At 64.9% G+C, this 25,974-nt stretch carries 20 protein-coding genes; 8 read left to right on the forward strand and 12 right to left on the reverse strand.

Features of this window, described 5'->3' with window-relative positions; all coding sequences use genetic code 11:
• Nucleotides 1–92 precede the first annotated feature (92 nt).
• From KF785_07680 to KF785_07695, 4 genes are all read left to right on the forward strand, one after another.
• Nucleotides 93–3,185, forward strand: a complete 3,093-nt coding sequence (locus tag KF785_07680; protein MBX3146641.1) for a SusC/RagA family TonB-linked outer membrane protein — start codon at nt 93–95, stop codon at nt 3,183–3,185.
• A gap of 23 nt (nt 3,186–3,208) precedes the next feature.
• Nucleotides 3,209–4,489 (forward strand): RagB/SusD family nutrient uptake outer membrane protein, encoded by a 1,281-nt coding sequence (locus KF785_07685; protein ID MBX3146642.1) that lies wholly within the window; start codon nt 3,209–3,211, stop codon nt 4,487–4,489.
• 153 nt (nt 4,490–4,642) lie between these two features.
• The gene (locus KF785_07690) at nt 4,643–5,473 is read left to right on the forward strand and encodes a Ku protein (GenBank protein MBX3146643.1); all 831 of its coding nucleotides are present in this window, start codon (nt 4,643–4,645) and stop codon (nt 5,471–5,473) included.
• On the forward strand, nt 5,470–6,183 hold the full coding sequence (locus KF785_07695; protein ID MBX3146644.1) for a DUF72 domain-containing protein: 714 nt from the start codon (nt 5,470–5,472) through the stop codon (nt 6,181–6,183). Before KF785_07690 ends, KF785_07695 begins: the two co-directional genes overlap by 4 nt.
• Here the strand turns inward: KF785_07695 and KF785_07700 are convergent.
• Genes KF785_07700 through KF785_07710 form a run of 3 tightly spaced genes read right to left on the reverse strand, consistent with a single transcriptional unit; the run spans nt 6,180 to nt 10,746 of the window.
• Nucleotides 6,180–9,089, reverse strand: a complete 2,910-nt coding sequence (locus KF785_07700) for a UvrD-helicase domain-containing protein (GenBank protein ID MBX3146645.1) — start codon at nt 9,087–9,089, stop codon at nt 6,180–6,182. The genes KF785_07695 and KF785_07700 overlap by 4 nt on opposite strands.
• Entirely contained in the window at nt 9,086–9,781 is a 696-nt protein-coding gene (locus KF785_07705; GenBank protein ID MBX3146646.1) for a hypothetical protein, read from the reverse strand. Before KF785_07705 ends, KF785_07700 begins: the two co-directional genes overlap by 4 nt.
• Nucleotides 9,778–10,746, reverse strand: coding sequence for an SDR family oxidoreductase (locus KF785_07710; GenBank protein ID MBX3146647.1), 969 nt, complete (start codon nt 10,744–10,746; stop codon nt 9,778–9,780). Before KF785_07710 ends, KF785_07705 begins: the two co-directional genes overlap by 4 nt.
• 211 nt (nt 10,747–10,957) lie before the next feature.
• Between KF785_07710 and KF785_07715 the strand changes: the two genes are divergently transcribed.
• Both KF785_07715 and KF785_07720 read left to right on the forward strand, forming a co-directional pair.
• On the forward strand, nt 10,958–11,779 hold the full coding sequence (locus tag KF785_07715) for a carboxypeptidase regulatory-like domain-containing protein (protein ID MBX3146648.1): 822 nt from the start codon (nt 10,958–10,960) through the stop codon (nt 11,777–11,779).
• A gap of 103 nt (nt 11,780–11,882) precedes the next feature.
• Nucleotides 11,883–13,514 (forward strand): D-aminoacylase, encoded by a 1,632-nt coding sequence (locus KF785_07720; protein ID MBX3146649.1) that lies wholly within the window; start codon nt 11,883–11,885, stop codon nt 13,512–13,514.
• Between the two features lie 151 nt (nt 13,515–13,665).
• Here KF785_07720 and KF785_07725 read toward each other — a convergent pair whose 3' ends face one another.
• The 4 genes from KF785_07725 to KF785_07740 form a co-directional block, all read right to left on the reverse strand.
• Nucleotides 13,666–14,784 carry an NAD-dependent epimerase/dehydratase family protein gene (locus KF785_07725; GenBank protein MBX3146650.1) on the reverse strand — a complete coding sequence of 373 codons (1,119 nt, stop codon included), beginning with the start codon at nt 14,782–14,784 and terminating at the stop codon, nt 13,666–13,668.
• 86 nt (nt 14,785–14,870) lie between these two features.
• Nucleotides 14,871–16,472, reverse strand: a complete 1,602-nt coding sequence (locus tag KF785_07730; GenBank protein ID MBX3146651.1) for an amidohydrolase family protein — start codon at nt 16,470–16,472, stop codon at nt 14,871–14,873.
• Between the two features lie 34 nt (nt 16,473–16,506).
• Nucleotides 16,507–17,709, reverse strand: a complete 1,203-nt coding sequence (locus KF785_07735) for a PLP-dependent aminotransferase family protein (protein MBX3146652.1) — start codon at nt 17,707–17,709, stop codon at nt 16,507–16,509.
• Nucleotides 17,706–18,833 carry a membrane dipeptidase gene (locus tag KF785_07740; GenBank protein ID MBX3146653.1) on the reverse strand — a complete coding sequence of 376 codons (1,128 nt, stop codon included), beginning with the start codon at nt 18,831–18,833 and terminating at the stop codon, nt 17,706–17,708. Before KF785_07740 ends, KF785_07735 begins: the two co-directional genes overlap by 4 nt.
• Before the next feature lie 129 nt (nt 18,834–18,962).
• On the opposite strand from KF785_07740, the gene KF785_07745 reads away from it, so the two are divergent.
• Nucleotides 18,963–19,550, forward strand: a complete 588-nt coding sequence (locus KF785_07745) for a YhgN family NAAT transporter (GenBank protein MBX3146654.1) — start codon at nt 18,963–18,965, stop codon at nt 19,548–19,550.
• Nucleotides 19,551–19,599: 49 nt separating this feature from the next.
• Here KF785_07745 and KF785_07750 read toward each other — a convergent pair whose 3' ends face one another.
• From KF785_07750 to KF785_07760, 3 genes are all read right to left on the reverse strand, one after another.
• The gene (locus tag KF785_07750) at nt 19,600–20,235 is read right to left on the reverse strand and encodes a dienelactone hydrolase family protein (GenBank protein ID MBX3146655.1); all 636 of its coding nucleotides are present in this window, start codon (nt 20,233–20,235) and stop codon (nt 19,600–19,602) included.
• Nucleotides 20,232–21,206, reverse strand: a complete 975-nt coding sequence (locus KF785_07755) for a ring-cleaving dioxygenase (GenBank protein ID MBX3146656.1) — start codon at nt 21,204–21,206, stop codon at nt 20,232–20,234. The genes KF785_07750 and KF785_07755 overlap by 4 nt, the downstream gene beginning before the upstream one ends.
• A 95-nt stretch (nt 21,207–21,301) precedes the next feature.
• Nucleotides 21,302–21,769: a MarR family transcriptional regulator gene (locus KF785_07760; GenBank protein MBX3146657.1), complete on the reverse strand. Its 468-nt coding sequence runs from the start codon at nt 21,767–21,769 to the stop codon at nt 21,302–21,304.
• A gap of 164 nt (nt 21,770–21,933) precedes the next feature.
• Here KF785_07760 and KF785_07765 point away from each other — a divergent pair, with 164 nt between their 5' ends.
• Entirely contained in the window at nt 21,934–22,833 is a 900-nt protein-coding gene (locus tag KF785_07765) for a DUF4097 family beta strand repeat protein (GenBank protein MBX3146658.1), read from the forward strand.
• A 48-nt stretch (nt 22,834–22,881) separates the two neighbouring features.
• On the opposite strand, the gene KF785_07770 is transcribed toward KF785_07765, so the two are convergent.
• Nucleotides 22,882–24,021 carry a hypothetical protein gene (locus KF785_07770; GenBank protein MBX3146659.1) on the reverse strand — a complete coding sequence of 380 codons (1,140 nt, stop codon included), beginning with the start codon at nt 24,019–24,021 and terminating at the stop codon, nt 22,882–22,884.
• 162 nt (nt 24,022–24,183) lie between these two features.
• Nucleotides 24,184–25,914 (reverse strand): D-aminoacylase, encoded by a 1,731-nt coding sequence (locus tag KF785_07775; protein ID MBX3146660.1) that lies wholly within the window; start codon nt 25,912–25,914, stop codon nt 24,184–24,186.
• Between the last annotated feature and the right edge of the window lie 60 nt (nt 25,915–25,974).

The following is a 25,974-nucleotide window of genomic DNA, read 5'->3' on the forward strand; positions in this document are numbered from 1 at the left end:
ACCCCCCTCTTGCGCTTTTCAGTTCTGTGTGCAGTGTTGTGTACAGTTCCGAATCCCAATCCAGCAGTTCGCCCAACCCTCGCGGAGGACCCATGGTCCATCCATTCGTGTGGGCAGTCCGGCGTACCTCGTCCCTCTTCCTGGGCGCGGCCTTTGGCCTCGCCACGGTGGGGGCTTTTGGTGCGCCGGTCCATGCCCAAGCTGGCACTGTCTCAGGTACTGTCGTTGACTCGAAGAGCGGACGACCACTGGCAGACGCCCGGGTCGCTGTCGACGGAGGGGGGCAGGTCGCGCGGACTGGCGTCCGCGGCGACTTCCGGCTGACCGGGTTGAGCGGTACGACCGCTCGGCTCCGGATCACCCGCATCGGCTACCAGGCTACCAACGCCGACGCTCCGGTTGGGGGGGCACCGATCGAGGTCCAACTCACCGAGATGGTGGTGAAGCTGGATGAGGTCATCGTTACCGGGACCGCTGGCGAAGCGCAGAAGCGGTCCCTGGGCAACGTGGTGGGCAGCATCGACGTGGCCAATACCCTGGCCTTAGCCGGCCCGCCCGCCAAGCTCCAGGACATGATGTCGGTCAACGTGCCCGGCGTGAGAGTCATCCGCGCCAGCGGGGCGGTCGGAAGCGGCGGGGTAACCCGGATTCGAGGCTCAGGCAGCCTGAGTCTTTCGAACGAGCCGCTGGTCTATGTCGACGGCGTCCGCGTCAGCAACCAGGCGGCCGCCAGAAGCCTCGCCTTCAACGGCCAGGAGGCGCCATCTCGAATCAATGACATCAACCCCGAAGAGATCGAGTCGATCGAGGTCCTGAAAGGGCCCTCGGCAGCAACGATCTATGGCACCGAGGCCTCGAACGGGGTGATCCAGATCATTACCAAGCGAGGCAAAGCGGGGCGGCCCACCTTCGAAGTCCGGGCCGATGCCGGTGCCGCCTGGCTGGCGAATCCCGAGGGCCGTTACCCGTCCAACTACTACTACTCCCGGGCCGGGACGGTGGAAGAATTCAACGTCCTGAACTGGCGTCGGGAGAACGGCTATCCTGCCATCTTCCGAACCGGCAGTCCGGTTGGCTTCGGCGCCAGCTTGAGCGGCGGCACCGACCAGCTGCGCTACTTCTTCTCGAGTGACTTCAACCGGGACGAAGGCCCGGTCGACTACAACTGGCAGAACAAGTACTCGGCCCGAGCCAACCTGACCTACTCCGCGCCGAACGACAAGTTCAAAGTCGACCTGAGCCTGGGCGCTATCCGTTCCCGGCTCCGCGGTGCCTCAGGCTTTCAGCCGATCACGACCTCGATCATCTGGGCCTGCAACTTCCCGGGCTGCGAACCCGACCCGGCCAGCCCGAACAATACCGGCTGGAACGACGGGGGCGGCGGCTTCCAGTTCTACCGGCCCGAAGACTACGACGAAGTGCAGGGACTCGACAACGTGGACCGGACCACGTTCTCGCTCCAGCTCAACCACCGGCCGTTCAGCTGGCTCCGGCACCGGCTGACCCTGGGCCCCGACTTCGTCAACAACAAGTCGTCGCTGCTGGTAGAGCAGCACCCCACTGCACGGCGCCCGTTCTTCACGGCGAGCAACGGAGAGCGAAGTGTGCTCCAGAACCGCTCCACCTTCCTGACCCTGGATTACGGCGCCTCGGCCGACGTAACCCTCGGCAAGCTCGTGGCAACGACCTCGGCAGGTGTGCAGTACTACTACAAGCAGTTCGATATCGTGTCGGGTTCGGGCACCAACTTCGCGATCCCCGGCCCGTCCGACATCAGCGGCGGCTCGACGATCACGGCCGAGGAGCAGTTCCTGGAGAACAAGACGTTCGGAGCCTATGTACAGGAGCAGTTGGCCTTCAACAACCGGTTCTTCTTCACGGCCGCTGTCCGGGGCGACGACAACAGCGCCTTCGGCGAGAACTTCAATGCCGTGTACTATCCGAAGTTCAGCGTCTCGTGGGTGTTGTCGGAAGAGCCGTTCCTTGCCAACAGCGGGCTATTCTCTCAACTCAAAGTCCGCGGAGCGTGGGGCAAGGCGGGGCAGCAGCCCGACGTCTTCTCCGCGATTCAGACCTACGCTCCGGCGCTGGGCACGGGCGGACAGGGCGGTGTGACTCCGCAGAACTTCGGCAACCCGGACCTCAAGCCTGAAATCGGGCAGGAAACCGAGTTCGGATTCGACGCCGGATTCTTCAACCAGCGTCTGGGCATCGAGTTCACCTACTACGACAAGAAGGTCAAGGACGCGATTCTCTCGCTGCCGCTCCGGCCGTCGCGCGGATTCCCCGGCAGCCAGTTCCTCAACATCGGCGAGACCCGCAACAAGGGCATCGAGCTGGCCGTGGACGGGACCGTGCTCAACTCTCGAAATGTTGGGCTCGACCTCCGGGCGACCTTCGCCACCAACGACAGCAAGATCACGGATATGGGCGGCACTCCGCCCGCATTCGTGGGCAGCGGCTTCATCCAGCAGTGGAACGTGGAGGGCTTCGCCCCATCGTCGTACTTCTTCAAGCGGGTGGTGAGCTCGAATATCCAACCCCTCAACATCGGGATCCCGCTTCCGGTGGGATTCGACCCGATGTGCGAGGGCGGAACCGAGCTGGGAGAGGGCGACGGATCAGTGGTTCCCTGCGCCAATGCGCCACGTCTCTTCCACGGTCGCCCAACCCCATCGTGGAACGGCAGTGTCAGCGCGAACGTCCGACTCGGTCAGCGGCTCAGGCTGCTGGGCATGGTCGACTATCTGGGCGGCAACCATGCCCTGGTCGGCGACGTCGCCGCGATCCACGCCTTCTTCCTGAGTTCGGAAGCGGTGCTCAAAGGGACCAGTGAAATCGTCTCGGGCTACCTGGGTACACAGTTCCTGCTTGGCGACCCGAACAGCGTCGGTGTGCTGGGCATGATGAAGGGCGGGTTCGCCAAGCTGCGCATCCTATCCGCCACCTACGACCTGCCTCCCAGCGTGAACCGGTGGCTGGGCGCTTCGCGGGGCGCCATCACCGTCTCGGGTGAAAACCTGCTGACACTTTGGCGGGCCCAGAGCGAAGTCTTCGGCGTCAAGTTCGTCGACTCGGAGATCATGGGCAACCGGACCTTCGACAATACCGGCAACTTCGGGTACACCCAGGAATCCTGGCCGCAGCTGGCCCGGTTCCGGACCACCATTCGGTTCACTTTCTGACCCGCGATCGGGAGATGCCTGACATGCAATCGTCATCGTCATTCGAGGCTCGGTCCGGGCGCCTGGGCAAGGGTGCGGCCACCGCCATTGCCCTGGGAACCGTCCTGGCACTCGGAGCCTGCGACAACCTGCTCGAGGTCGAGTATCCCGGCCGAATTCCGAGCGGACAAATCGATAACGCCGCCCTTGCCAACGTGCTGGCACGGAGCGTTATCAGCGATCTGGAGTGCGCCTACAGCAACCACTCGGCCGGATCGTCCTTCCATTCCGACGAGTGGGAAACCGCCAACTCCAACGTCCCGCTCGCCAACTGGGGCGAGCGGACCATCGGGGCGGACGAGGACAACTACGTCGTATCCTCCTGTGATGACGGCGGCTTCGGAATGCAGCTGACGCTCCAGACCGCCCGGTTCCAGTCGGAGGACATCTACCGGCGGCTGGAGGCTTGGAGCGATACCGATGTCCCCAACCGCAGGTCGCTGATGGCCCAGGTCAGGGCCTTCGGTGGCTACGCTTATCAATTCATGGGAGAAACCTGGTGCCAGGTGGCGTTCGATGGCGCGGCGGCTCAGGCACCCGCAGCCGCCCTGACGCTCGCAGAACAGCGGTTCACGGAAGCAATTACCATCGCGCAGCAAGCCGGGAACACCGACATCGTCAACATGTCCCGCGTCGGCCTCGCGCGCGCCAAGCTGATGCTCAAGAAGTACGGAGAAGCCGCCACCATAGCTCAGCAAGTGCCGGCAGGATATGTCAAGGACGCCGACCGCGGCGCTGAAAACACCCGGCGGTGGAATGACATCTACCGGAACGGCAACGACCTTGGCGCGTACACGGTCGCGCTGTCGTACCGCAACACGGGAGACCCGCGACTGCAGGTCGTTGACGCCAACCGCGGCGCCTTCAACCCGACCATCGCTCTCTGGGTGAGCAACAAGTACACCGCACTCCAGACGCCAATCCGCCTGGCAAGCTATCGCGAGGCACAGCTGATTCGGGCCGAGGCCCTGGCAGAGCAAAATCAGGTCAGCGCGGCCATGACGATCCTCAACGACCGTCGTGCCGAGGTTAGCCTTGCCCCGCTTTCTGCTTCGACCCAGGCCCAGGCCATTGCCCACGTCATGAACGAGCGGAAAATGGAACTGGCCTTCGAAGGCGGACATCGGCTGGCCGACCTGCTCCGCAGACAGTTGCCCTGGAAGGGCGCCAACGGCTCGACTCAGGTATCGAATCCGTTCACCGCCCGCCCCTACGGCCAGACCACCTGTTGGCCGCACCCCACCAAGGAGTCCAACGGGGCGTAGCCAGGAGTTGGGGGGGTCTGAAAACGAGGGGCCGGTAATCAACCGGCCCCTCGTTTCGCGTTCCCGGCTCGGGGTCCGGGCGCACGGCCCCTGCAGTTTTCAAAGCGGGGCAAACCCCAGTAGCTTCCAAGTCCAAACGTGTGTGAGGACGTTATGCCAGCCCGATCCATTGGCACTGCCACGATTTCGTTCGGCCTCGTCTCGGTTCCGATCCACATCTATTCATCCTCGGAATCCTCGGCTGGGATCTCGTTCAACCTGCTCCACAAGAAGTGCGGCACCCGGCTCAAGCAGCAGTACATCTGCCCGAAAGACGAGGAAGTCGTCCCCCGGGATCAGATGGTCAAGGGCTACGAGTTTGCCAAGGACCAGTACGCCGTCTTTACCCCGGAAGAAATCAAGGCGCTCGACGAGAAAGCCACCAACACGATCGACATCCTCGAGTTCGTGCCGCTCGACCAGGTCGATCGCCGCTACCTCGACAAGTCGTACTACCTGGGCCCCGACAAAGGCGGCGACCGAGCTTACCGCCTGCTCGGCAAAGCCCTGGAAGAAACCGGTCGAGCCGCCCTCGGTCAGTACGCAGCACGCGGTCGCCAGCACCTGGTCCTGCTCCGCCCGCTCGATGGAGTGCTCCTGATGGAGCAGCTCCACTACGCCGAAGAGCTCAAACCAGCGACCGAGGTTCCCCTTGGCGAGGGCGAGGTCAAGGCAGCGGAGCTCAAATTGGCCAAGCAGCTGATCGAGCAGGCAGCTACGGACGAGTTCCATCCTGACCGTTACAAGGACGAAGTGCGAAACCGGGTCCTAGAGGCGATCCAGAAGAAGGTCGAGGGCCACGAGATCACCGCCGAACCCGCGCAGGACGCGGGCGGCAAGATCATCGACCTGATGGAGGCGCTCAAAGCCAGCCTGGCCCGCGGAGCCGACGACGAGTCGGACGAAGGCGACAAGAAGCGCGGCAAGAAGCGCCAGGCTTCGTGACAGTCTGGCGCGTCGGCACCAGCGGCTTTGCCTTCAAGGAGTGGAAGGGCCCGTTCTACCCGGTCAAGCTCAAAGATGCCGAGATGCTATCGGCCTACGCGAGCCGACTGCCGATGGTGGAGCTCAACAACACCTTCTACCGGATGCCACAGGAAAAGAGCCTGCTGGCCTGGGCGGCGCAGGTACCGGAGGAGTTTCGGTTTGCAGTCAAGGCGAACCAGCGGATTACCCACTACGCCCAGTTGCGAGACACCGGCGAGACGGTCGCCTTTCTGGCCCGGACCGTGGCCGTGCTGGGTCCTCGACTTGGCCCCACACTGTTCCAGCTTCCGCCGCATCTCAAGCGCGACCTCGACCGTCTCGAGCGGTTCCTGACCGAGCTGCCGAAACACTGGGCCGTTACCGTCGAGTTCCGGCACCAGAGCTGGTTCGACGACGACCGCGCCAGCGAGCTGCTGCGATATCACGGTGTGGCGCTCTGCCTGTCGGACCAGCCCGACTGGCAAACCCCGCAAATCGCCACCACCACGTGGGGGTATGCGCGACTCCACCGCTTCGATTACACCGAGGACGAACTGTCGGATTGGAGCCGCCGTCTGAGCGGCTTCGGCTGGTCGGAAGCTTACGTGGTCTTCAAGCACGACCACACACCCGGCTCAGGGCCACTCGTTGCCGAGGCGATGATTGCGCGCCTGGCCAAGCTGGCCTAGTTCAACAGGAGGCGGTCGGGCACGAGACCCATCTCATCGAAGAACCGATGCCCCCCGGTCACCTTCCCCTCGCGCGCTTCGACCCGCGTCATCACGAGCCGATCCTTGGCCCGCGTCATTCCGACATACAGCACCCGCCGCGCCTCCTCGATCTCTGCCAGACTCGGCGGGCGGCCTGAAGGGCCTCCCGGCATCTCAGTGTCTTCGACGCCCACGATGTAGACTCGCGAAAATTCGAGCCCTTTGGTCGAGTGCAAGGTGAGCAGGTTGACTCGCTCCGGATCGGCCTGGGTCCCATCACTGCGTGACAACGCGACAAGCGCGAGAAACTCCGTGATCTGCTGGTCCAGCCCGATCGCTTCCAATCCCTCCAGCAGCCGCTTGACCCGGGACATCGCCGCCGGATAGCGCTGTTCCGAGCTCCGCTCGGCGCGAATCCGTAACATCCGCTGCTGCCCGCCCAGGCGTTCGATGACCTCATCCAGGGTCGGCGCCTGGACGGCACGGGCCCGCTCTCGCTCGCTGCGGTAGAAATCGAGACAGGTGGTATACCGGCCCAGCGCATAGACCGCGGTCTGCTGCTTGAGCATCGCAGCCTCTGGGGTCAGCGCTTCGGGGTCGACCAGCGCCAGTACCAGGCCGAGATAGTCGAGCGCATTCGACAGCGTGACCCGCCGCTGCCGCGAGACCCGCTCCTCTTCGAGTTTCCGGAAGACCTTGGCCAGAGTCCGTACGTCCCACAGGGCCTTGTGCGGATCGCCCGGATCGATGCCGAACCGTTCGGCCAGGTGCTCGAGCCTGGCACTCCCGACCCGGAGCGCGCGGGCCAGCGGCAGCGTGTCGTACGTCGCGAACTCGGCGCCTGACATCCGCCTGAGAATCGGGAAGTCGAAGCTGTACCCGTTGTGTGCCACCAGGACATCCTCGCCTAAAAAATCGCGAAGCGCCGGCCAGATCTCTTCGAAGTATGGAGCCGCCGCCAGATCCTGCTCGGAGTACCCGTGAGTCCGCGCGGCCCCCGGTGCCACCGGGACCCTCGGCTTGACCAGGCGGTGGAACTCTTCAACACCCACCCAGTTTCGAACCCGCAGCGCCGCCACCTCGACGATCTCCGCGGTCGCCGCATCCTTGTCTGTTGTCTCGAGGTCGACCACAGTGAAGTCCCGGAACGAATCGCTCGACCGGACTTGAACGAGCTGCAACGCTTTGAAAACGGTGAGCGCAAAGCCGAGCTCCCCGCCAAGCGACGGATCGAGTACGAAGTCGCCGGGTGCAGGGGTGCCGATCAGCGACAGGTAATCGACCCAGCGAAACCCTGCTGCGCCCAGCAAGCCTGCCAAACCGATCTCGAGCCCCTGCATTGCGGGCAGCAGCACCCGCCGCCGCTCGGCGCGGACCGCGAGGAGTGCCTCCGCCAGACGGCGCACGGCACCCGACGCGACAGGATCGCTGAGCTGATCAGCGTTCTCCTCGAGCAGCGTTTGATACTCCCCAACCCGCTGCGACAGCACCTCATCGACCAGCCCAGTCAGCTCCTCATGACGGCGCGGCAAGCTCGCGAGATTGCTCATGGTCGCCAGGGCCCGCCGGATCTTGCGGCCCTCTTCGTCCGTCGGCGGCAGCTCGGTCGCCCTACGGCGCAGGTGCGTTACCAGGTCGACCGAGGCAGCATCCGCCTGCTTCCTGAGCATGTCGAGCAGCGCGCCCGGAAGGACCCGACGAATGAACAGCTCGCTCATGACCGAGTCACCCGGATAGGCCACCACGCCGAGCGCAGCAATCAGGTAGCCGACCACAGGATCGTCGGAGAGAGCCCGCCCATGCGCCATCCGGCACGGCACACCGGCCCGCATCAGCGCACCCTCGAGATAGTCGCCGATCGCGTGCTTGCGATAGAGGACGGCATACTCTCCCCACGGCAAGCCGGCCTCGGCGCGATCCCGCTTGAGATCGGCCAGCAACCAGCGCAACTCGGTCAGATCCTCGCCGAACGACCGGGCTTCGACGGGATGCGCCGTTTCACGGCTGGCAACGACCCGCTTCTCCTCGAGCAGCGGCGCGTTGCAGGCTACCAGCGCGCGCGCAAACTCGAAGATCTGCCGCGCCGTCCGCCGATTCTCATCGAGCACGACATAGCGCGTCACGCCAAAGTCGTTCATGAAGCGGAGAATGACCTGAGGGTCGGCCCCGGTCCACGAGAAGATCGACTGTTCGTCGTCGCCTACCGCGAAGATGTTCCGATGTGCTTCGGCCAGCCGGCGAATGACGGTGTACTGTGGTGTGTTGAGATCCTGGAACTCGTCGACCAGGAGGTAGTCCCACTGCCCCGCAACCTCTCGGCGTACCTCGGCGTGGTCGGTGAGCAACCCGGCGGTCAGCACGACGAGGTCGTCGAAGTCCACCATCCTGGACCGGTCCAACCGCTCGCGATATCTGAGGTACAACGACTGGTCTTCCGGCGAGAGTTCCTGACTCGTCATCCGATGCAGCCCAAACCGCGCCAGCACCGAACCACGCATCCGCGGCGGGATCTGGAGACGGCCAAGGACGGCCTTCTGATAATCCTCGTCGGCAATCCCGAAGCCTCGCTCCAGACCGAGCACGCTGCCATGCTTCCGCAGAATGGCAACACAGAGCGAGTGAATCGTCGAGCGCGTCACGGCTTCGGCGGAGTCGCCCATTTCACGCGTCAGGCGGGAGGCCACCTCTTCGGCGGCCTTATTCGTGAAGGTGACCGCGCAGATCCGATCCGGGGCAATGCCGTGGTGCTGGATCAGGTAGCGAATCCGCTCGATCAGGCAGTACGTCTTGCCAGCCCCGGGGCCCGCGAGTACGAGCTGGGGCCCGAGCCCCGCCTCGATAGCGCTCAATTGCGCAGCGGATGGCACCATCGGATCAGACGTCACACCGGCAATCTAGCAGATCCTCCCGCCACCGATCGCATCCAATCCGACGCAACCCGGGCCAGTTCGACGATGATTTCCTGACCGGTTCGGCCGGTCCGCTTGAGGACGGCAAAGGCATGGTCGGCGCCGTCGATCTCGTGGAGCGTTGCCGTCTCCGGCAGCCCGGCAACGACCCCGCGAATCAGATCGGTCTCCGCCAGTTCATCGCGGGTGCCCTGGAGGAACAGCATCGGCACCCGGACCTGACGGAGGTGCTGCGCGCGACTGGTCGCTGGCCGTTTGGCGGGATGCAGGGGAAACCCAAGGAATACCAGTCCCAAGCAACCAGCCAGCGGCATCTCGGCCTGGGCCGTGGATGTCATTCGCCCGCCAAAGGATTTGCCGCCCGCAAAGAGCGGCCGGCCGGCCGCCAGTCGCTCCGCAACCCCGGCAGCCGCGCGCACCGCCGCAGTCGCTACGGCGGGCGAATCGGGCCGACCGGAGCGTGCCTCCATGTAGGGAAGCTGATACCGAAGCGTCGCGACACCCGCTTCGGCAAACGCCAGCGCCATCGCGGCCATGAACGAGTGGGTCATCCCCGCCCCGGCTCCGTGTGCCAGGAGGTAGACGCGATCCGCTCCCGGCGGGTCGAGCCACAGGGCGCTGACGCCTCCGTGCGGCGTCTCGACCCGCACCGGCTCGGCAGCCGTCATTTCGCCCGTGCCAGCACCGAATCGAGCAAAGCAACCAACCCGGCACGATCCAGGGTATGCCGCTGGTCCTGATTCATCTCCACCGCGCGCTCGAGCGCTCGACGGACCGCGCGGTGGGTCTGCGTGGCTGTCGGGGCAACGAGATAGCGCAGCTTGGGCGCAGGATCGGCCAGGGCGTGTTCGACCGCTTCAGCAACTTCAGTGGGCTCAGGATAGCGCGACTCACCGGCAGGATCGAAGCCCTGGACCATCCGCTGGTACTGACTCTCGAACCGCGATCCGGCGGTGGTCTTGTTCTGCTCGCGCCAGCGCTGCATCACGTTGGCCGACATGCTGGAGCGGTAGCGGCCCGGCTCCACGATGCTGACACCGACGCCGAGCGGCCCCATCTCTGCGGCGAGAGCATCCGTGAACCCTTCCATGGCGTGCTTGCTCATGGCATAGGGACCCGAGAACGCCCCGGCCACGATCCCGTTGATGGAACCGATCGTGACCATCCGCCCTTTGCCCTCGATGATCAATGGGGCAAACGCCTTGTTGATCCGGACCGGACCATACACGTTGACGTCGAACTGGAACTGCAGATCGCTCAGATCGGCTTCGATCATCGGGGCAAAGATTGCCACGCCCGCGTTGTTCACCACACCATGCAGGCCACGCCCTTCCCGCCGGACCATTTCCACGGCCGCATCGATCTCCGCCTGACGCGTCACATCGAGGCGAAGGCCTTTGACATTTGGGATCGAATCCAAAGCCCTGATGTCCTCCGGCGATCGTGCCCCCGCGTAGACGAAATAGCCCTTACCGGCGAGGCGTTCCGTAATAGCCCGACCGATCCCGGAGCTTGCCCCGGTAACCAGGACCGCCTTCCGGGCGGAGGGTGAGGCCTGAGCCACGACGGGACTTCCCTGAACGAGTACCAGACTCGAGAATCCGAGGACCGAGAGCAGCAGCCGAGTTTTCATCTGAAACCATGTGTTGGGGAGAGACTGCGCGCGAATGTTAGCAACGGCACCGGAGGCCGTCGAGGGACACCGATACCCTCGATCCCAGCCGGCGAGTCTGGCCCGAGGCTACCTCTCCGCGCCCGGAGGGCGCCATCCAGAGTCCAACCACCTCTTGCCCCTCGATTCGCCGAGTGCGAATATGGCTCCACAGGCCCTCCACCAGGCGTCCATGCTCGCTCCAAGGCTGGGCAGGATCGTCAGCAGCTACGCACTGCTGATTGCAGCTGTCACTGCCGCTGCTGAGCAGGGTGCGGCCCAAACCCTGATCCAGGGCTCTGTTCGCGGCGGCGGACGCCCCCTCCCGGGGGCCGACGTACGCCTCGACCCGGACGGAGCTTCGATCCGCACCGACTCGTCGGGAGCCTATCGACTCACCGCGGCCAAAGGCGGGGTCATCCGCATCTCGGTACGTGCCGTGGGATTCTTTCCCGCTGGCCGTAACGTCCTCGTCGTCAACAACGACACCGTCACGAGCGACTTCACGCTCGATCCGGTTGCTCAGCAGCTCGACGCGATCAGCGTCGAGGCTCCGGGGGTTGCCGTACGGGGCAAGATGTCCGCGTTCGAGGAACGTCGGCGCACCGGCATTGGCCGGTTCTACACCCGAGACATGCTCGCGGTACGGGAGCACTCGACCATGGCTGACGTGTTGCGAATGACACCGGGGCTGCGGCTGATTCGTCGCCCCGACGCCTGTGGCGGCGGCTTTGCCGTCGCAACGGGACGCGGAGGCGTCGTCCGATCGGAACGCTGGATGGAATGCAACCCGAACGGACCAAAGGTCGAACCGGCCTGCTACTTCACGCTCTACCTCGATGGCGTCAGGTACTGGGCCCCGGGCGGGCGGCCGCCGCCCGACATCAACAGCCTCCAGGTTCACAGCATGCAGGGCATCGAGGCCTACCGCGGCGCAGCCGAGACGCCGACGCAGTACCAGATGACCGGGACCGTCTGCGGCGTCCTCCTGCTCTGGACCCGCGACGGGTCCTAGCTCCGCGTTGCACCCCCTAAGTCATCGACACCGGGCCCGATTCGGGTTACCATCCGGGTCTGTATACAATTTGGCATCCAAACTCCGGATCGAGGTTGACCTCATGCGTCGCATCCGAACGCTCGCTACCCGTCTCGTCGCGGCCCTGCTGCTCGCCGCCCCGGCCGGGCTCAGTGCGCAATCGTACGACATCGTCATTCGCAATGGCCGAGTCCTCGATGGGATGGGCAATCCCTGGATTCGGGCCGATATCGCCATCAAGGGCGGCAAGATCGCGGCAATCGGCCTGATCACCGCCAAGGGCGCCCGGGAAATCGACGCTGCCGGGAAATACGTCACCCCGGGCTGGATCGACATGATGGACCAATCTGGCAGCGTCCTCCTCCGCAACGGCCTGGCTGAAAACAAAGTCCTCCAGGGCGTTACCACCGCCATTGGCGGTGAAGGTGGCTTCCCGGTTTCGGCCAGCGAGATTCCGAAGTACTTCCAGACCCTGGAGACCCAGGGCATCAGCATCAATTTCGGCTCCTACTACAGCCAGACGCAGGCCCGCACCCCCGTGCTCGGCGGCTCGACCCGCCGAGCGCCGACAGCTGCGGAGATGATTCGGATTCGCGCCTCGATCGATTCCGCCATGCGCGCCGGCGCGATGGGCATGACGACGGCCCTGATCTACCCGCCCAGCAGCTACACCACGACCCCGGAGCTGATCGAGAGCGCCAAAGCCCTTGCGCCGTACGGCGGCACCTACGCCAGTCATATCCGGGGCGAAGGCGCCGAGTTGCTCGAGGCCATCGGCGAGGCTATCGAGATCGGAGAGAAGGCCGGCGTCCCAGTGGAAATCTTCCATCTCAAGGCCGCGTACCAGCCGGGGTGGGGTACACTGATGCAGGGCGCCTACGAGCTGATCGAGGCCGCCCGCGCCCGCGGCGTCGACGTGGCGGCCGACCAGTACCCGTACACTGCGGGAGGCACCGGGCTCGAAGCCACGATTCCCTCCTGGGCATTCGAAGGCGGGCGCGACTCGCTTCGGGCCCGGCTGACCAACCCGCAGATTCGGGCCCGATTGAAGAATGAGCTGAAGACGGGCTCACCGGGATGGTGGAACATCATCGAGGCGGCCGGCAGCTGGGATGGCGTCGTACTGACGGCGGCACGGAGCCAGGAGTACGAGAAATACCAGGGCAAGAGCATCTCGGCCATTGCGAAGGAACTGGGCAAGGATCCCGCTGATGTTGCGTGGGACATGGTCCTTGCCGGACAGGGACGAGTCATGGCAGTCTACCACATGATGAGCGAAGAGGACGTCAAGACCGCACTCCGCTTTCCCTGGGTCAGCATCGGCAGCGATGCTGGCGCCTCGCTCTCACTCGGCGCAACCGAGGCCGCCGGCTTGGCACACCCGCGCGGATACGGCACCCACCCGCGGATCATCGCAAAGTACGTCCGAGATGACAAAGTCCTGACGCTGCCCGATGCGATTCGGAAGATGACGTCCTGGCCCGCGACCCGAATGAAGCTGCCCAATCGCGGCTCGCTGGTAGTGGGCAACTGGGCTGATGTGGTGATCTTCGACTACGACAAGATCCAGGACATGGCCACCTGGGAAGAGCCGACCCGGCTCCCGACCGGCATCGACTACGTCCTCGTCAACGGCCAGATCGCGGCCGAGGGGGGCAAGCACACCGGGGTCCGGTCGGGTATGGTACTGTACGGTCCCGGCAAGGCGCCCTGACGCAAGCCTGTGGCAGCGGCCGCAGCCGCCAACGAGAGCCGCGCACTCCGGCGGTAAGACTGGGCCCCGGCCACTCTGAAAGAAACCAACGCCCTCCTCGAGCTTCGAGGGGGGCGTTGCGCTTGGTGGGAAGCAGACTGCGCCTCAGCGACTACTTGCCGGCTCGCGCCTTCCAGGCCGCGATGATCTTGGCGTCGCGCTCGAGGTTGAGCGGCAGCTTGTCACGCTCGGCCTGTGGCAGCGCCTGAAACCACTCGAGCGTGTCGACCGCCGTCACCGCGAGCGGACGGAACGTGAGGCCCGCCGCCACCGCCTTGTGCGACCTCACATTCATCAGGCCCCGCGCCGGACCGGTCGGCGGCACCACCATCTGATACCGAGCCTTGTGCTCGGTCAGAAACGGCTCATCGATCCAATGGAAGGAGGTCCGCGCCTGAGTCGTGGCCCGGATGCCATAGACGAACTCTGCCATCGAGGTGGGGTCGAGGGTGGGGCCGGCCGTGTTATAGATCCCGGAATTGTTCCGCTCGATCGAGTGAATCGTGAACTCGGCCAGGTCGCGCACGTCGATGAACTGAACCGGCGCCGACTGCGGCCCGGGAGCGATGATCTCACCACCGGTGTTGATCCGAACCGGCCAGTAGGTAAAGCGGTTGGTCGGGTCGCCGGGACCTGCGACGATGTGGAGGCGCAGAACGGTACCGCGCGACTTGAAGCGGTCCATCACGGCGTTCTCACAGAGAACCTTGAGCGCGCCGTAGTGCTTGTTGACGTCCTCGCTGCCAGGCTCGGTCAGTTGCAGCAGCTTGGCATCTTCGGGCAGCGCATCCTGATCCGGGGCATACACCGACCCGGTCGAGATGAACAAGTACCGCCCGACCGCCTGATCCAGCAGCTTGGCCGAGTCGTTGACATGCCGCGGGACGTAGCCGCTGTTGTCGATCACAGCGTCCCATTTCTTGCCCTTGAGCGACTCGAGGTTGCCGTCCCGGTCGCCCGTCAGCAGCTCGGCACCCGGAAACAGGTCCACGTTGCTGCGTCCCCGATTGAAGAGGGTGACCTGATGCCCGCGGTACATCGCGTACCGGACCATGTGTGGCCCGATGAATCCCGTTCCACCCAGGAACAGGAGCCGGAGCGACTTCGATGCGCTCGGCTGCGGGACCCACGGCCTCGCTTCAGCCGCAAGCGGTCGAACGTGCGGGATAGCAAGCGCTCCGGCCGTTGCACCGAGCGAGGTATTCAAGAACTGTCGGCGTGTCCACGCCATGCACTGCCTCCGTGAAGTGTGGGGTAATCTCTCCTTTACGGACTACGGTCTCAGTTTGTGTCGGCCCCTTCGACTTGGCCTGCCGATCACTGTCGATAACGCACCACACCCCGATGAACCACGAAACTGATCTGTCGCGTGTTCCGGATGTCCGCCAGCGGATCCGCCTCCAACACCAGCAGATCGGCTGCCTTGCCAACCGAGACCGTCCCGTGGGTCGCTTCCAGGCCCAGCAACTCGGCGTTGATCCGCGTGGCGGATACCAGCGCCTCACTCGGCGAAAGCCCCGCCTGCACCAGCAGCACCAGCTCCTCATGCAAGTTGGGCAGGTCACCCTCGACATCTGTCCCGATAAAGTCAGTGCCGGCAGCTACCCGCACACCCGCTCGATGCGCTGCGCGGGTAAAGTCCCGGGCACGATCGCTCCGCCGCCGTGCCTCGGCCGTATCGCGAACGCCAGCCCCAATGTGATAGACCCAGAGCGTCGGCTCGAGAATGACGCCACGAGTCCGCATCCGAACCAGGGCATCGCTCACAGCCGGGTGTTCGGGGCCGATGCCCGTATCGATCTGCGCTCGGCTGGTGTACGCAGGCAGCTCGGCTACCGCAGCCCAGGCCAGCAAAGGCGCATGTGACAGGACCTCGACTCCAGCCGCGGCCAGTTCCGTCGGACGAGCCGGCAGAAGCGTCACATGCGACCACACCTTGAGTCCCTGTCGCTTCGCTTCCCGCGAAATCTTCGCAGCAGTCGATCCGTCGAGAGCCGCATAGAGCTTGACCCCGGTCACACCGGCGCCCCGCGCCTCGATCATTGCCTGACGCAAATCGGTCTTGCTATCGATCGAGCGAGCCCAGGCCGCAGTACCGATCTCGACACCTGCGCTGCTCGCCCGCACCCGCGGATCCGCGAAAAACTCCGGCCCTGCCAGAATCGCCGAGTATCGAACCACCGGAGCGATGATGTCGCCCACCGCGGCGTCGCGAGCGAGCAGGTTCAGGGCGCGCCCATCTCCGCCCATGTCGCGCACCGCCACCACCCCGCCCAGCAAGGCGTTGCGAAGCCGCCGCTCGGTCCGATCACGCCGATCGCCATCGCTCGGATCCGTCGCGAGGTGGACATGAGCGTCGATCAAGCCGGGCAGAATCCAACGCCCCGTCAGATCCCGAACCTGGGCACCCGCCGGCAACGGCTCGGCACCGTCCGGATGCACAGCAGCGATCCTGCCGTCCCGGATCACCACCGTCATACCCGGCCGGGGCTCTGCTCCGGTTCCATCGATCACGGTTGCTCCGGTAAGCGCCAGCACAGGTGCGACCCGGCCCCAGACCGACGCAAGTACGGCGCGCCGGCCCGGACAGGGATCTGAGACGAGCTCGAGACTCAATTGGTCGCCCCGGACCAACGACCGGTAGGTGCCCGGGCCGGCGAAGCAACCGAACGCCGCCCCATCGATGCTGACCGTGTCGCCCGCAACCCGGATCCGAGCTGCGGACCGAGTCAAACCCACCCCGGAAAACGCCGCACGACCTTCACTCAGATCCATCATCACGCCGCGTGACTGGTACCGTCCCCCCAGCGACGACTGCGCCGGCAGGGCAGTCGAACCGCCTGCCATACCAAGGCCGATGAGCAGCAGCACCGGCCGCGCCAGGAAGGTATCCAGACGGGCGCGAACACGAGTGGCCATATCAGAAACTCCGAAGGTTCGGCCTGCGACTGCCTCAGCCGGAAAGTTCAGCGGTCAAGACCTCTGCCAGGATGTCGAGCCCGGTCACGATTCGGTCTTCCGGCATGCTCGAGTAGTTGAGCCGCATCGTATTCTCGCCGCCACCCGCCGCATGGAACGGCGCACCGGGCACGAACGCAACGTTTCGGGCAAGCGCCCGATCCATCAGCACCCGCGTATCGACACCCTGGGGCAACTCGGCCCAGGTGAACATGCCGCCCGCCGGCCGGTTGTACTTGATCGACTTGGGAAACTTCTCCGCCATGATCCCGAGCATCAGGTCCCGCCGGCTTCGGTACAGCGAACGAATCCGGGCAATGTGCTCCTCGATGCTATACATCTCGAGGTACTCGTTGAGCTCGGCCTGGGCCAGCGAATTGGTGTGCAAGTCGGCGTTGCCCTTGAGGATGTTGAACCGGGCCACCACCTCGTCGCTCGCTGCGAGCCAACCGATCCGAAAGCCCGGACAGAAGATCTTCGAGAAGGTGCCGAGAAACAGCACCCGACCTTCGGTATCGAACGCCTTGATCGGCGGTACGTGATTGCCCTCGAAACGCAGGGCACCGTAGGGGCTATCCTCGACAACGATCGCGTCGAAGCGATTGGCAACATCCACCAGGGCCTGGCGCCGCTCGAGCGACCAGGTCTTGCCGGTCGGATTCTGGAAGTCCGGCACCACGTAGATGATCCGACTGCGGGGGTTGCGCTCCAGCACCCCCACCAGCTCGTCGATCACCATCCCATCGTCGTCCATTGCGACATCGGCAAAGCGGGCCTGAAACGAGTTGAACGCGGCCGTGGCGCCGAGATAGGTCGGACGCTCACAGACCACGACATCACCCGGATCGAGAAAGAGCTTGGCCGCAAACTCGAGCCCCTGCTGCGACCCGCTCAGGACCAGGATGTTGTCGCCCTGAGTCGGAGCGCCCGCCGCGGTCATACGCGCAGCAATCTTGGCCCGAAGCGCCGGATTGCCGGCTGTGTCGTTGTACTGCAGGGCAGAACGACCGTACTTCTCGAGGGTCTGGACCGCTGCAGCCTGAAGCTCAGCTACCGGAAACAGTTCCGCCGCCGGTAAACCACCGGCAAACGAGATCATGCCGGGGCGCAGCGTGACTCGAGCAAACTCGCGCAGGATCGAAGGACCGACCCCATCCATCCGGCTCGCGTACCGCAGTGTCGATGCCAGTTCCGTCATCCCAATATCTCCGTAAGCACCCGCTCGAAATTGCGCCCAATAATCTTGTCGACCTGATCCGCTGAATATCCCCGCTTGCGCAGCCCCTCGGCCAGCACCAGCATTCGATCGGGCCCGTTGAGCTCGGCCGGCCTGATGTGAGTCGGGATCTGCTCCGACCCCGGCCGATCGCGGTTGTTCTCCATGTAGCGCCGCATCCCCGCGAGTTCCTGATCCAGCGATGGCACGCCGAGCACCGGGCCATCACTGGCAAACCCGACCTGATCGACGCCCGCCGTCTTGACCGCATGATCGATGTGCCGGATCACCGTGTCGACCGACGCTGTCGGCTCGCGCGTCAGCCAAAGCGACATCGAGAAGACCCCGAAGAAGCCACCTCGGTCCGCCAGCAGCCGAATCTCCGGATCGTCCTTGCAGCGCAGGGTCGGATATAGAGCGCGACAGCCCGCATGCGTCACCAGACAGGGCTTGGACGAGCGTGCCACCGCCTCGCGCAGCGTGCGATCACTGCAGTGCGAAAGATCGATCCCCATCCCGAGCCGATTCATCTCGGCCACCACATCCTCGCCGAGACGGCTGAGGCCGGCGTCGCTGCGCTCCTGATAGGAGTCGCCCACCCCGTTGCGATCGTTGTGCGCCAGCTGAAGCATCCGGAGCCCGACGCCATGGAAACTCCGCAGGGTCGCCAGGTTCGCATCGTTGACCGACCGTGACGGCGACCCCAGGATGGCCGCATCCTGACAGGTCAGCACGATCCCCAGCTTCCCGGACGCCGCGGCTGCATCGAAATCCGCGCCGCGACGAATCAGGTGAAATCGACTGGCCGGATCGCTGACCGCGGCGCTCCACCCGCCCAGCGCCTCGAACGCCGCCGGCATGGTACGGGGGTACATCTGCAGGTCGATGACGAGACTGGTAAAGCCTCCGCCCAGCGCCCGTCCGGCATCGAACCGGGGGGAGTCGATGGCCAGGCAGTCGATTCGGGACTGGCGTGGTTGCGGGGCTCGGGCCGCCGCCATCGCAGCTTCGGCGTCGACTGCCATGATTCCCGCGCTCGCGAAGGCAGCCTGCCTGACGAAGTCGCGCCGGCTCGGGTCCGAGACAGCCTCGCACCGTTTGGTCACGGAACCACTCCCGATAGTCTTGGGGGCTTGGCGACTGGAACACTGGCCATCCCTGGAAGATACTATAGGCTCGGCCTGATCTTAGACCGGCCCGATCGAAACCCGGACGAATTCGGTATCTTCCCGGCCATGGAGATCTTCGCCGCGGTCATCACCCTGTTCCTGATCATGGACCCGCTCGGGAACATCCCGGTCTTCCTGTCGGTGCTTCAGCCGGTCGACCCCGCTCGGCGACGAACGATCCTGATCCGGGAAATCCTGATTGCCTACGTCGTACTGCTGGTCTTCTTCTTTCTGGGAGAGCACCTGCTCCGACTGCTGCACCTGGAAGAGGAAACCATCAGCATTGCCGGCGGCATCGTGCTGTTCCTGATTGCGCTGCGTATGGTATTTCCCCCTCAGGGCGGCATGCTGGGAGACACGCCGGAAGGCGAACCCTTTGTCGTTCCGCTGGCCATCCCGCTGATTGCCGGGCCCTCGACCCTTGCGGCCGTCCTGCTGCTGCAGCGATCGGCGCAGGGGTCGACCCTCGCGCTACTGGGCGCCATGACCGTGGCCTGGGCACTCAGTGCCGTGATCCTGCTCTCGTCGACCTTCTTCTACCGAATCCTGCGCGAACGGGGCCTGATCGCCATGGAACGGCTGATGGGCATGCTGCTCGTGATGGTGGCGGTGCAGATGCTGATCGGCGGGCTCAAGGCGCTGTTGAACCCCTGAGCCCGCCGATGCGCGGACAGCGGAAAGACCGGTCGGCAGGCGTGAGCGGTCAAATGACCCCGGCGAGAACGTCCCGAATCGCGGCAATCTCGTCTTCGTTGACGAGGTGCCCCATCCCGGGATAGAGCTTCATCGTCACGTTGCCATGCAGCCGCCGCAAGACCTCGGCCGAGTGACGGACCCGATCGGCCGGGATGTGCGGGTCGACATCGCTGCAGCCGAGAAAAACCGGGGTACCGTCGAGCGATCCGGGATAGTCGCGCGGCGTACCGTCAGGGCCGATCAGCCCACCGCTCAGCATCACCACCCCGCCATACCGCCGCGCATGCCTGGCTGCGAACTCGCCCGCCAGGCAAGCACCCTGAGAGAATCCCAGCAGCACGGTCCGTTCCGCCGGGACGCCTTCAGCCGCAATCGTCGCCAGCAACTGCTCCAGCGCCGCCATTGCCGAGGATATCCCCGGCTCGTTCTGCTCGAGCGGCATCAGAAAGCTGAACGGGTACCAGGTGTTGCCCGCAGCTTGCGGCGCCAGGTAGGCAATCTCAGGCCGGTCGATGACGGATTCCAGCGTCAGAATACTCTCGGCGGTAGCGCCGCGACCGTGGATCATCACCACGGCCGCTTTGGCCTCACCGAGCGGCACGCCAGCCGTGCGGACCGGCTGGCCCAGGTGCAGCCCCGTCACTGGGACACTCCTCCCTCGAGCAGTTTCGGCTCGCGCAGGGGCTGGAGGCCCGCCTCGATGGCGCCCCGACGCGACTCGAGCCAGGGCGGCAGGACCAGGCTCTCACCCAGCGACTCCAGCGGCTCATCGACCGTGAATCCAGGGCCATCGGTCGCAACCTCGAAGAGCGCCCCGCCCGGCTCCTTGAAGTAGATCGACTTGAACCAGAAACGGTCGATCACTTCCGTCGGCGACTGCCGAGTGTTCGCCACCCGCCGCTGAACCGCGACATGACTGTCGTCGTCAGGAACCCGCCAGGCAATGTGGTGCACACTGCCGCGCCCCCAGGCGCCACGGCGCTCATCCGGTCGCTCCGCAAGATCGAGCACCCGACCGGACCCGCCCGCACCGACGGCAAACCGCCGCCAGCCATCCTCGGTGCCGACCTCCTGAAAGCCCAATCCATCGGTCAGAAACTGGACCGATGGCTCCGCAGCCCGCACCAGGAGCCGTGCACCGTGCAGACCCAGCACCTGCCGATCGGCCGGGACCGGGCTCTCGGCCCACGGTGTGAACTCCCGGACATCGGCCGTTTCCACCAGTGCGAGGCTGAGGCCGTGCGGATCCTGAAAGGTGATCAGCGCCTCGCCGAACCGGGTAACCGGGCCGCTGATCGCGACGCCCGCGCGGGCCAGTCGCTCAGTCCAGTACGGCAGACTTCCCTTCGGAATGGCCAGCGCGACTTCGATCGTCTGGCCCGCACCAGAGACGCCAGGCCCCATATCCGGCCAGGGGAAGAAGGTGAGATCCGTACCGGCGTGCGCCTCGCCGTCCGCGTAAAACAGGTGGTAGGTCCCTGGTACGTCCTGGTTGACCGACTTCTTCACGAAGCGCATTCCCATCACGCCAACGTAGAAATCGAGATTCTCCTGGGGATCTCCCGCAATCACCGTGATGTGGTGCAGGCCGGTTACCGTGTCGTTGGTGGTCATACTCTGGCTCCTTCACTCTGGGGCCGCGCACCCGACGCGGCGTTATCACAATATAAAGAATCTTAGAACTAAGACAATGGTCAGGTCAGAACCGGTCAGACCGGGTCGAGCGGCACCCCCAGCCGGCCGGCCGCATAGGTGCCCAGCGTCCGGAGCCGATCGGCCAGGGCGCGCTGTTCGGTCTCGCCGAGCCCTCGCATGGCCAGCTCGATGGTCTCGGCATGCTCGGCAAACACCGACTCGATCAGCCGGACCCCCGAAGCCGTCAGCGCCACGTAGCGGGCCCGCCGATCGTCGGGACACGGCTGGCGCTCGACCAGCCCTTTCCCCTCGAGCCGATCCACCACATAGGTGATTCCCCCGCTCGACACCAGGATCTTCCGCTGCAGCTCACCGAGCAGCAACGGGCCCTTGTGAAGCAGCGCCTCGAGCACCCCGAACTCCGGTAACGTCAGGTCATGCCGTGCCACCTGAATCCGAGCATGCTCCTCGATGGCCCGATGAGCCCGAGCCAGGACGACCCAGAGTTTGAGCGCGGTGTCCTGCCGACGAGGCCTGCCCATTTCAATCCCATCGTAAGAATCTTAGAACTAAGATATACCCACTCGTGGACAGCGCAAGGCCGTCCGGGTCAGGGGCACCTTCCGGGTCCAGCCCATCCGCCGATCCAACGCAGGAACCGGTTCAGGTATCGAACCTTCACCACCCTGAACACAGGCTCGGACAAATGCATCGCACTATCCTGGTCGCCGCAGCTATCCTCATACCCGCCAATGCCTTGGCCCAGGTCGTCGGGCGCAACGAAAGCACCTTTGCCGTGGCACACCAGCTCAGCAGCGGCAACTGGGTCAGAATCGCTTCGCCCAACGGAACCATCCGCATCGTGCAGACCACCGGTTCAGAGGTTCGGATCCGCGCAGAAAAGACAGTCCGGCGCGGATCAATCGACGATGTCGGCTTCGTGGTCAGGCGCACCGGCGATGGGGTCACGGTCTGCGCGGTCTACGAGGATGAAGCGGAGTGCGGCAATGACGGCAGCTATCGGAGTCGCAATCGGCGGTCATGGCCCAACTCTCCTCAGGTTCGGACCGACTTCACAGTCTCGATTCCGTCCAACGCCAGAGTCAAAGCCGGAAGCGGCAACGGCGATATCACCATCGAGGGCGCGGGCCCGACCGTCCTGGCCTCGACCGGCAACGGCAACATCGACATCTCCAATACCGAGGGCGAAGTCGAGGCTCACAGCGGCAACGGGCGGGTGACGATCACCTCGGCCAAAGGCGCCGTCGACGCATCGACAGGCAACGGCGCGATCCGAATCGCGACCGCCATGGGCCCGGTGGACGCGACCACCGGCAACGGTTCCATTGACGTCACGATGGACCGGGTCCAGGGTTCACCCGACATGCGCTTCACCACCGGCAACGGACGAATCACGGTCCGCGTTCCCGAGGGCTTTGGCGCCGAGCTGGTGTCGAGCTCTGGAAGCGGGCGGGTGACCGTCGACCTGCCCCTCGAGGTGGTGGGCCGTGTCCGAAAATCCAGCGTTCGGGGCCGAATCGGCTCAGGAGGCGGGCGTCTCGTCCTCAGGACCGGCAACGGCAGCGTCAACGTAACCCGAGCCTGACTGTCCCGGGGCGGGCCGACTAGGTCGGCTCCGCCCCAAAAGGGGCACTCAACAACCGTTGGTGCCTGGATTCCTGTCGCGGGGATCGCGAGGCGGCAGGGATCCGTCGAGCCGAAGCTCGTAGCTGTCCTGAACCAGATTGCCCTCGTATCGAATCGACTGCCGGACGTGCGCCGGTCGAGTTCGCGCACTGATCAGACTGTACCAGTTGTTGGTCGCCTCGGTGTAGATCGGGCCGCAGCGCACCAATCGGACTGCAATTCCCTGCTCGTACACCACACCCAGCAGGTGTTCCCCTTTGGGGTGCAATCCCTGTTCATCGAACGCGACCAACTTGACCTGCGTAGCTGTCCCACTGGCCCTGACCGAAAATTTTCGGCCAGCGTAAGCTACGTTGCCGCTCAGCATCATCGGATTGGGATCGCCCAGGGCCGACAGGTTGGCCGCGACCGGGGTCTCAGCATTCCAACTGATCTCAGTTGGCAGCTCCCGCAGCGTCTTCCAGTCGTAGAGCGGAGCGCCACTCGCAGGAACCAGGAACTGAACCAGCATGACAGCGAGCCGCTGATGCGGAAGTACGGTGGACACAGGCGCACGAGTTTCTCCCGGCCCGCATTGTTCCGTGTAGGCCGCGAGCTGGTTGGGCTGGAGCGAAGGCAACTCATCGCCAAAGGTGAGGATGTATCCTGCCCCGGGGCGGCCCGGGCCGGGAGGCTGGATCGAGAGGAATCCCGCCTCGGCGCCCCCGGTAAGCCGATACCAGCGAGTTCCTCCAACACCCTCCCGGACCGGACAGCGCGCCAGCGCGGCCGCAATGCCCGCCTCGCGCAGTCCGAGCACCATCGCCGAGTCGCCGACTCCGCCCGATGCAGCTCGGACGAAGAGCGTCATAACCATGGTTCGCGCCCCGCTCGCCACCACCGCCAGCCGGGCGCCGTCGATCGTGACTGTGCCCTGCCGTGCGTAGCAGTCGCCATTGGGAAGGCAGTTCTGCAGTGAAGTCGGAGGTAAGGGCGCCCACGAAACGCCGCTCAACCCCTCGATCCCGCGCCAATCAGCTGGCAGGCCGAGGCCCAGGTACTGTTTGAAGAGGCTGGCGAGCTGCGCGGCGGGCTGAGCACGAAGAGCAGGAGCTTGAAGCGAAACCACCAGGAACACCACAACGACACGGATCAATTGCCTGAGCATAGAGCCCTCGCCGAGTGAACGGTTACACCGTCTGGTGCAGTCGTGCCTCCTGATTACGTGAAATCCGACGCTCGGCCGTCACCTGGGGCCAAGCCCCGCCTCAAAGACAAGAGCCGGGCGGTGACCTCCGCCCGGCTCCAGTCTTCCCTGCAACGGCGCTCCCTACCGACTGCGCTGACGGTATCCGGGACCGTGCACGGCCCGACCCGGTTTGGCGCCAGTGTGCACCCCATCCCGCACCACCGCGACACCGTTCACGAAGACGTGGTTCATCCCGACGGACAGCTGGTGCGGATCTTCAAAGGTGGAACGATCCGCCACTGTGGCGGGGTCGAAGACGACGATGTCGGCGTACATCCCCGGCCGAAGCAAGCCGCGATCCGGTATCGAGAGGCGGGTGGCGACCGCGGACGACATCTTGCGGATGGCATCCTCGAGGCTGAGCACGCCCTCGTCGCGAACGTACTTGCCGAGAATCCGCGTATACGTACCGTAGGTGCGCGGGTGGGCCAGGCCGCTCGAGGAGTCCGGGTCCATACCGCCGGCATCCGTGCCGAACTTCATCCAGGGCGCCTGCAGGCCAAGCCTGACGTTCTCTTCACTCATCATGAAGTAGATGGTCCCGATGCGCTGATCTTCCGACGCCAGCAGGTCCATGGCGGCCGTAACCCAGTCGGTCCCCATCTCCTTGGCGACTTCCGAGAGCCGCTCACCCGACCACTTTTTGTTCTCGTCCTTCCGGAAGCCGAGCACCAGCACGTTTTCCGGGGTCGAGAGCTCGCAGAGATTTTCCCAGTCCTTCATCCCGGGCGCGAGGATCTCGGCCCGGATCTTGGCTCGCTCGGCCGGATCCCGAAGCCGCTCGTACAGCTTGCCACCTTCCGAGGCGGATGGCGGCATGCAGGCGGAGAGACCGGTGCCACCCGCAATGTACGGATACATATCGGCCTGAACATCGAGCCCTGCGCGGCGAGCAGAGTCGATCTTGGCGATCATCAGCGGCATCTTGTAGTGATTCCGCTTGCCCGCGGCCTTGAGGTGGTAGATCTCGACGGGCACACCCGCCTCTTTGCCGATCCGGATCGCCTCGTCGATGCCCTCGAGCACCTGGTCCGCTTCCGACCGCATATGGGTGATGTACACGCCACCGTATGGCGCCATCGCCTTACTGATCTCGATCAACTCCTCGGTCGAGGCAAAATTGCCCGGCGGATAGATCAGAGCCGACGCAATCCCGAAGGCTCCGTCTTCCATGGCCCACCGCACCGCCTTGCGCATCGAGTCGAGCGCCGCGGCATCGGGCGCCCCCATCGCTTCGCCCATACCGTAGACGCGAATGGTGGTCGCACCGACGAAGGACCCGACATTGGCGGACGGGCCGTTGGCGACCATGGCGTCGAGCCAGCGACCGAAGCCACCCTCACCCTGGAACGATTCCGAGAGTTTCTGGAGTTCGGGATCCGTAATGTCGGCGCCGGCCAGGGTCTTGGCGTTGGCCGGCGCGTTGGTCGAACCCTCGCCCATGATTTCGGTCGTGATGCCCTGCGTCACCTTGCTGACGATCCGTCCATCGCCGCGGAGCAATGGGCCACGGGAATGGCTCTGGATATCGATGAAGCCTGGCGCCACCACCATGCCGCGCGCATCGAGGCGGTTGGTCGCGTTGGCATCGGCCAGCGCACCGGCCGGTACGATGCGGGCAATCCGGTCGCCCCGAATGGCAACATCGCCATAGAACCACGCGGCGCCGGTACCGTCGACGACTCGGCCCCCTTCGATGATCAGGTCATAGTTGCCACCGCGGGTCTCGGCGGGCTTCCCGGGCGGTTGACAGGCCGTGACCGCGAGCAGCGCGACCAGGGACGGTACCACGGAGGTGCGAAAGGTGGACATCGAGCGGAGACTCCGGGGATGTAGGATGACGTGGGAGACGATCGGACGGATTGCATCCGT

This window comes from Gemmatimonadales bacterium, assembly GCA_019637315.1.
Lineage (GTDB): Bacteria > Gemmatimonadota > Gemmatimonadetes > Gemmatimonadales > GWC2-71-9 > SHZU01.

What these genes read in the sequence shown, in the direction of transcription:
- KF785_07720 (MBX3146649.1), top strand. Translation starts at nt 11,883, where the DNA reads ATGCGTCGCATCCGAACGCTCGCTACCCGTCTCGTCGCGGCCCTGCTG.
- KF785_07770 (MBX3146659.1), bottom strand. Translation starts at nt 24,021, where the DNA reads ATGCTCAGGCAATTGATCCGTGTCGTTGTGGTGTTCCTGGTGGTTTCG.
- KF785_07730 (MBX3146651.1), bottom strand. Translation starts at nt 16,472, where the DNA reads ATGGCCACTCGTGTTCGCGCCCGTCTGGATACCTTCCTGGCGCGGCCG.
- KF785_07705 (MBX3146646.1), bottom strand. Translation starts at nt 9,781, where the DNA reads ATGACGGCTGCCGAGCCGGTGCGGGTCGAGACGCCGCACGGAGGCGTC.
- KF785_07725 (MBX3146650.1), bottom strand. Translation starts at nt 14,784, where the DNA reads ATGGCGTGGACACGCCGACAGTTCTTGAATACCTCGCTCGGTGCAACG.
- KF785_07685 (MBX3146642.1), top strand. Translation starts at nt 3,209, where the DNA reads ATGCAATCGTCATCGTCATTCGAGGCTCGGTCCGGGCGCCTGGGCAAG.
- KF785_07765 (MBX3146658.1), top strand. Translation starts at nt 21,934, where the DNA reads ATGCATCGCACTATCCTGGTCGCCGCAGCTATCCTCATACCCGCCAAT.
- KF785_07710 (MBX3146647.1), bottom strand. Translation starts at nt 10,746, where the DNA reads ATGAAAACTCGGCTGCTGCTCTCGGTCCTCGGATTCTCGAGTCTGGTA.
- KF785_07715 (MBX3146648.1), top strand. Translation starts at nt 10,958, where the DNA reads ATGCTCGCTCCAAGGCTGGGCAGGATCGTCAGCAGCTACGCACTGCTG.
- KF785_07735 (MBX3146652.1), bottom strand. Translation starts at nt 17,709, where the DNA reads ATGACGGAACTGGCATCGACACTGCGGTACGCGAGCCGGATGGATGGG.
- KF785_07775 (MBX3146660.1), bottom strand. Translation starts at nt 25,914, where the DNA reads ATGTCCACCTTTCGCACCTCCGTGGTACCGTCCCTGGTCGCGCTGCTC.
- KF785_07760 (MBX3146657.1), bottom strand. Translation starts at nt 21,769, where the DNA reads ATGGGCAGGCCTCGTCGGCAGGACACCGCGCTCAAACTCTGGGTCGTC.
- KF785_07690 (MBX3146643.1), top strand. Translation starts at nt 4,643, where the DNA reads ATGCCAGCCCGATCCATTGGCACTGCCACGATTTCGTTCGGCCTCGTC.
- KF785_07755 (MBX3146656.1), bottom strand. Translation starts at nt 21,206, where the DNA reads ATGACCACCAACGACACGGTAACCGGCCTGCACCACATCACGGTGATT.
- KF785_07680 (MBX3146641.1), top strand. Translation starts at nt 93, where the DNA reads ATGGTCCATCCATTCGTGTGGGCAGTCCGGCGTACCTCGTCCCTCTTC.
- KF785_07745 (MBX3146654.1), top strand. Translation starts at nt 18,963, where the DNA reads ATGGAGATCTTCGCCGCGGTCATCACCCTGTTCCTGATCATGGACCCG.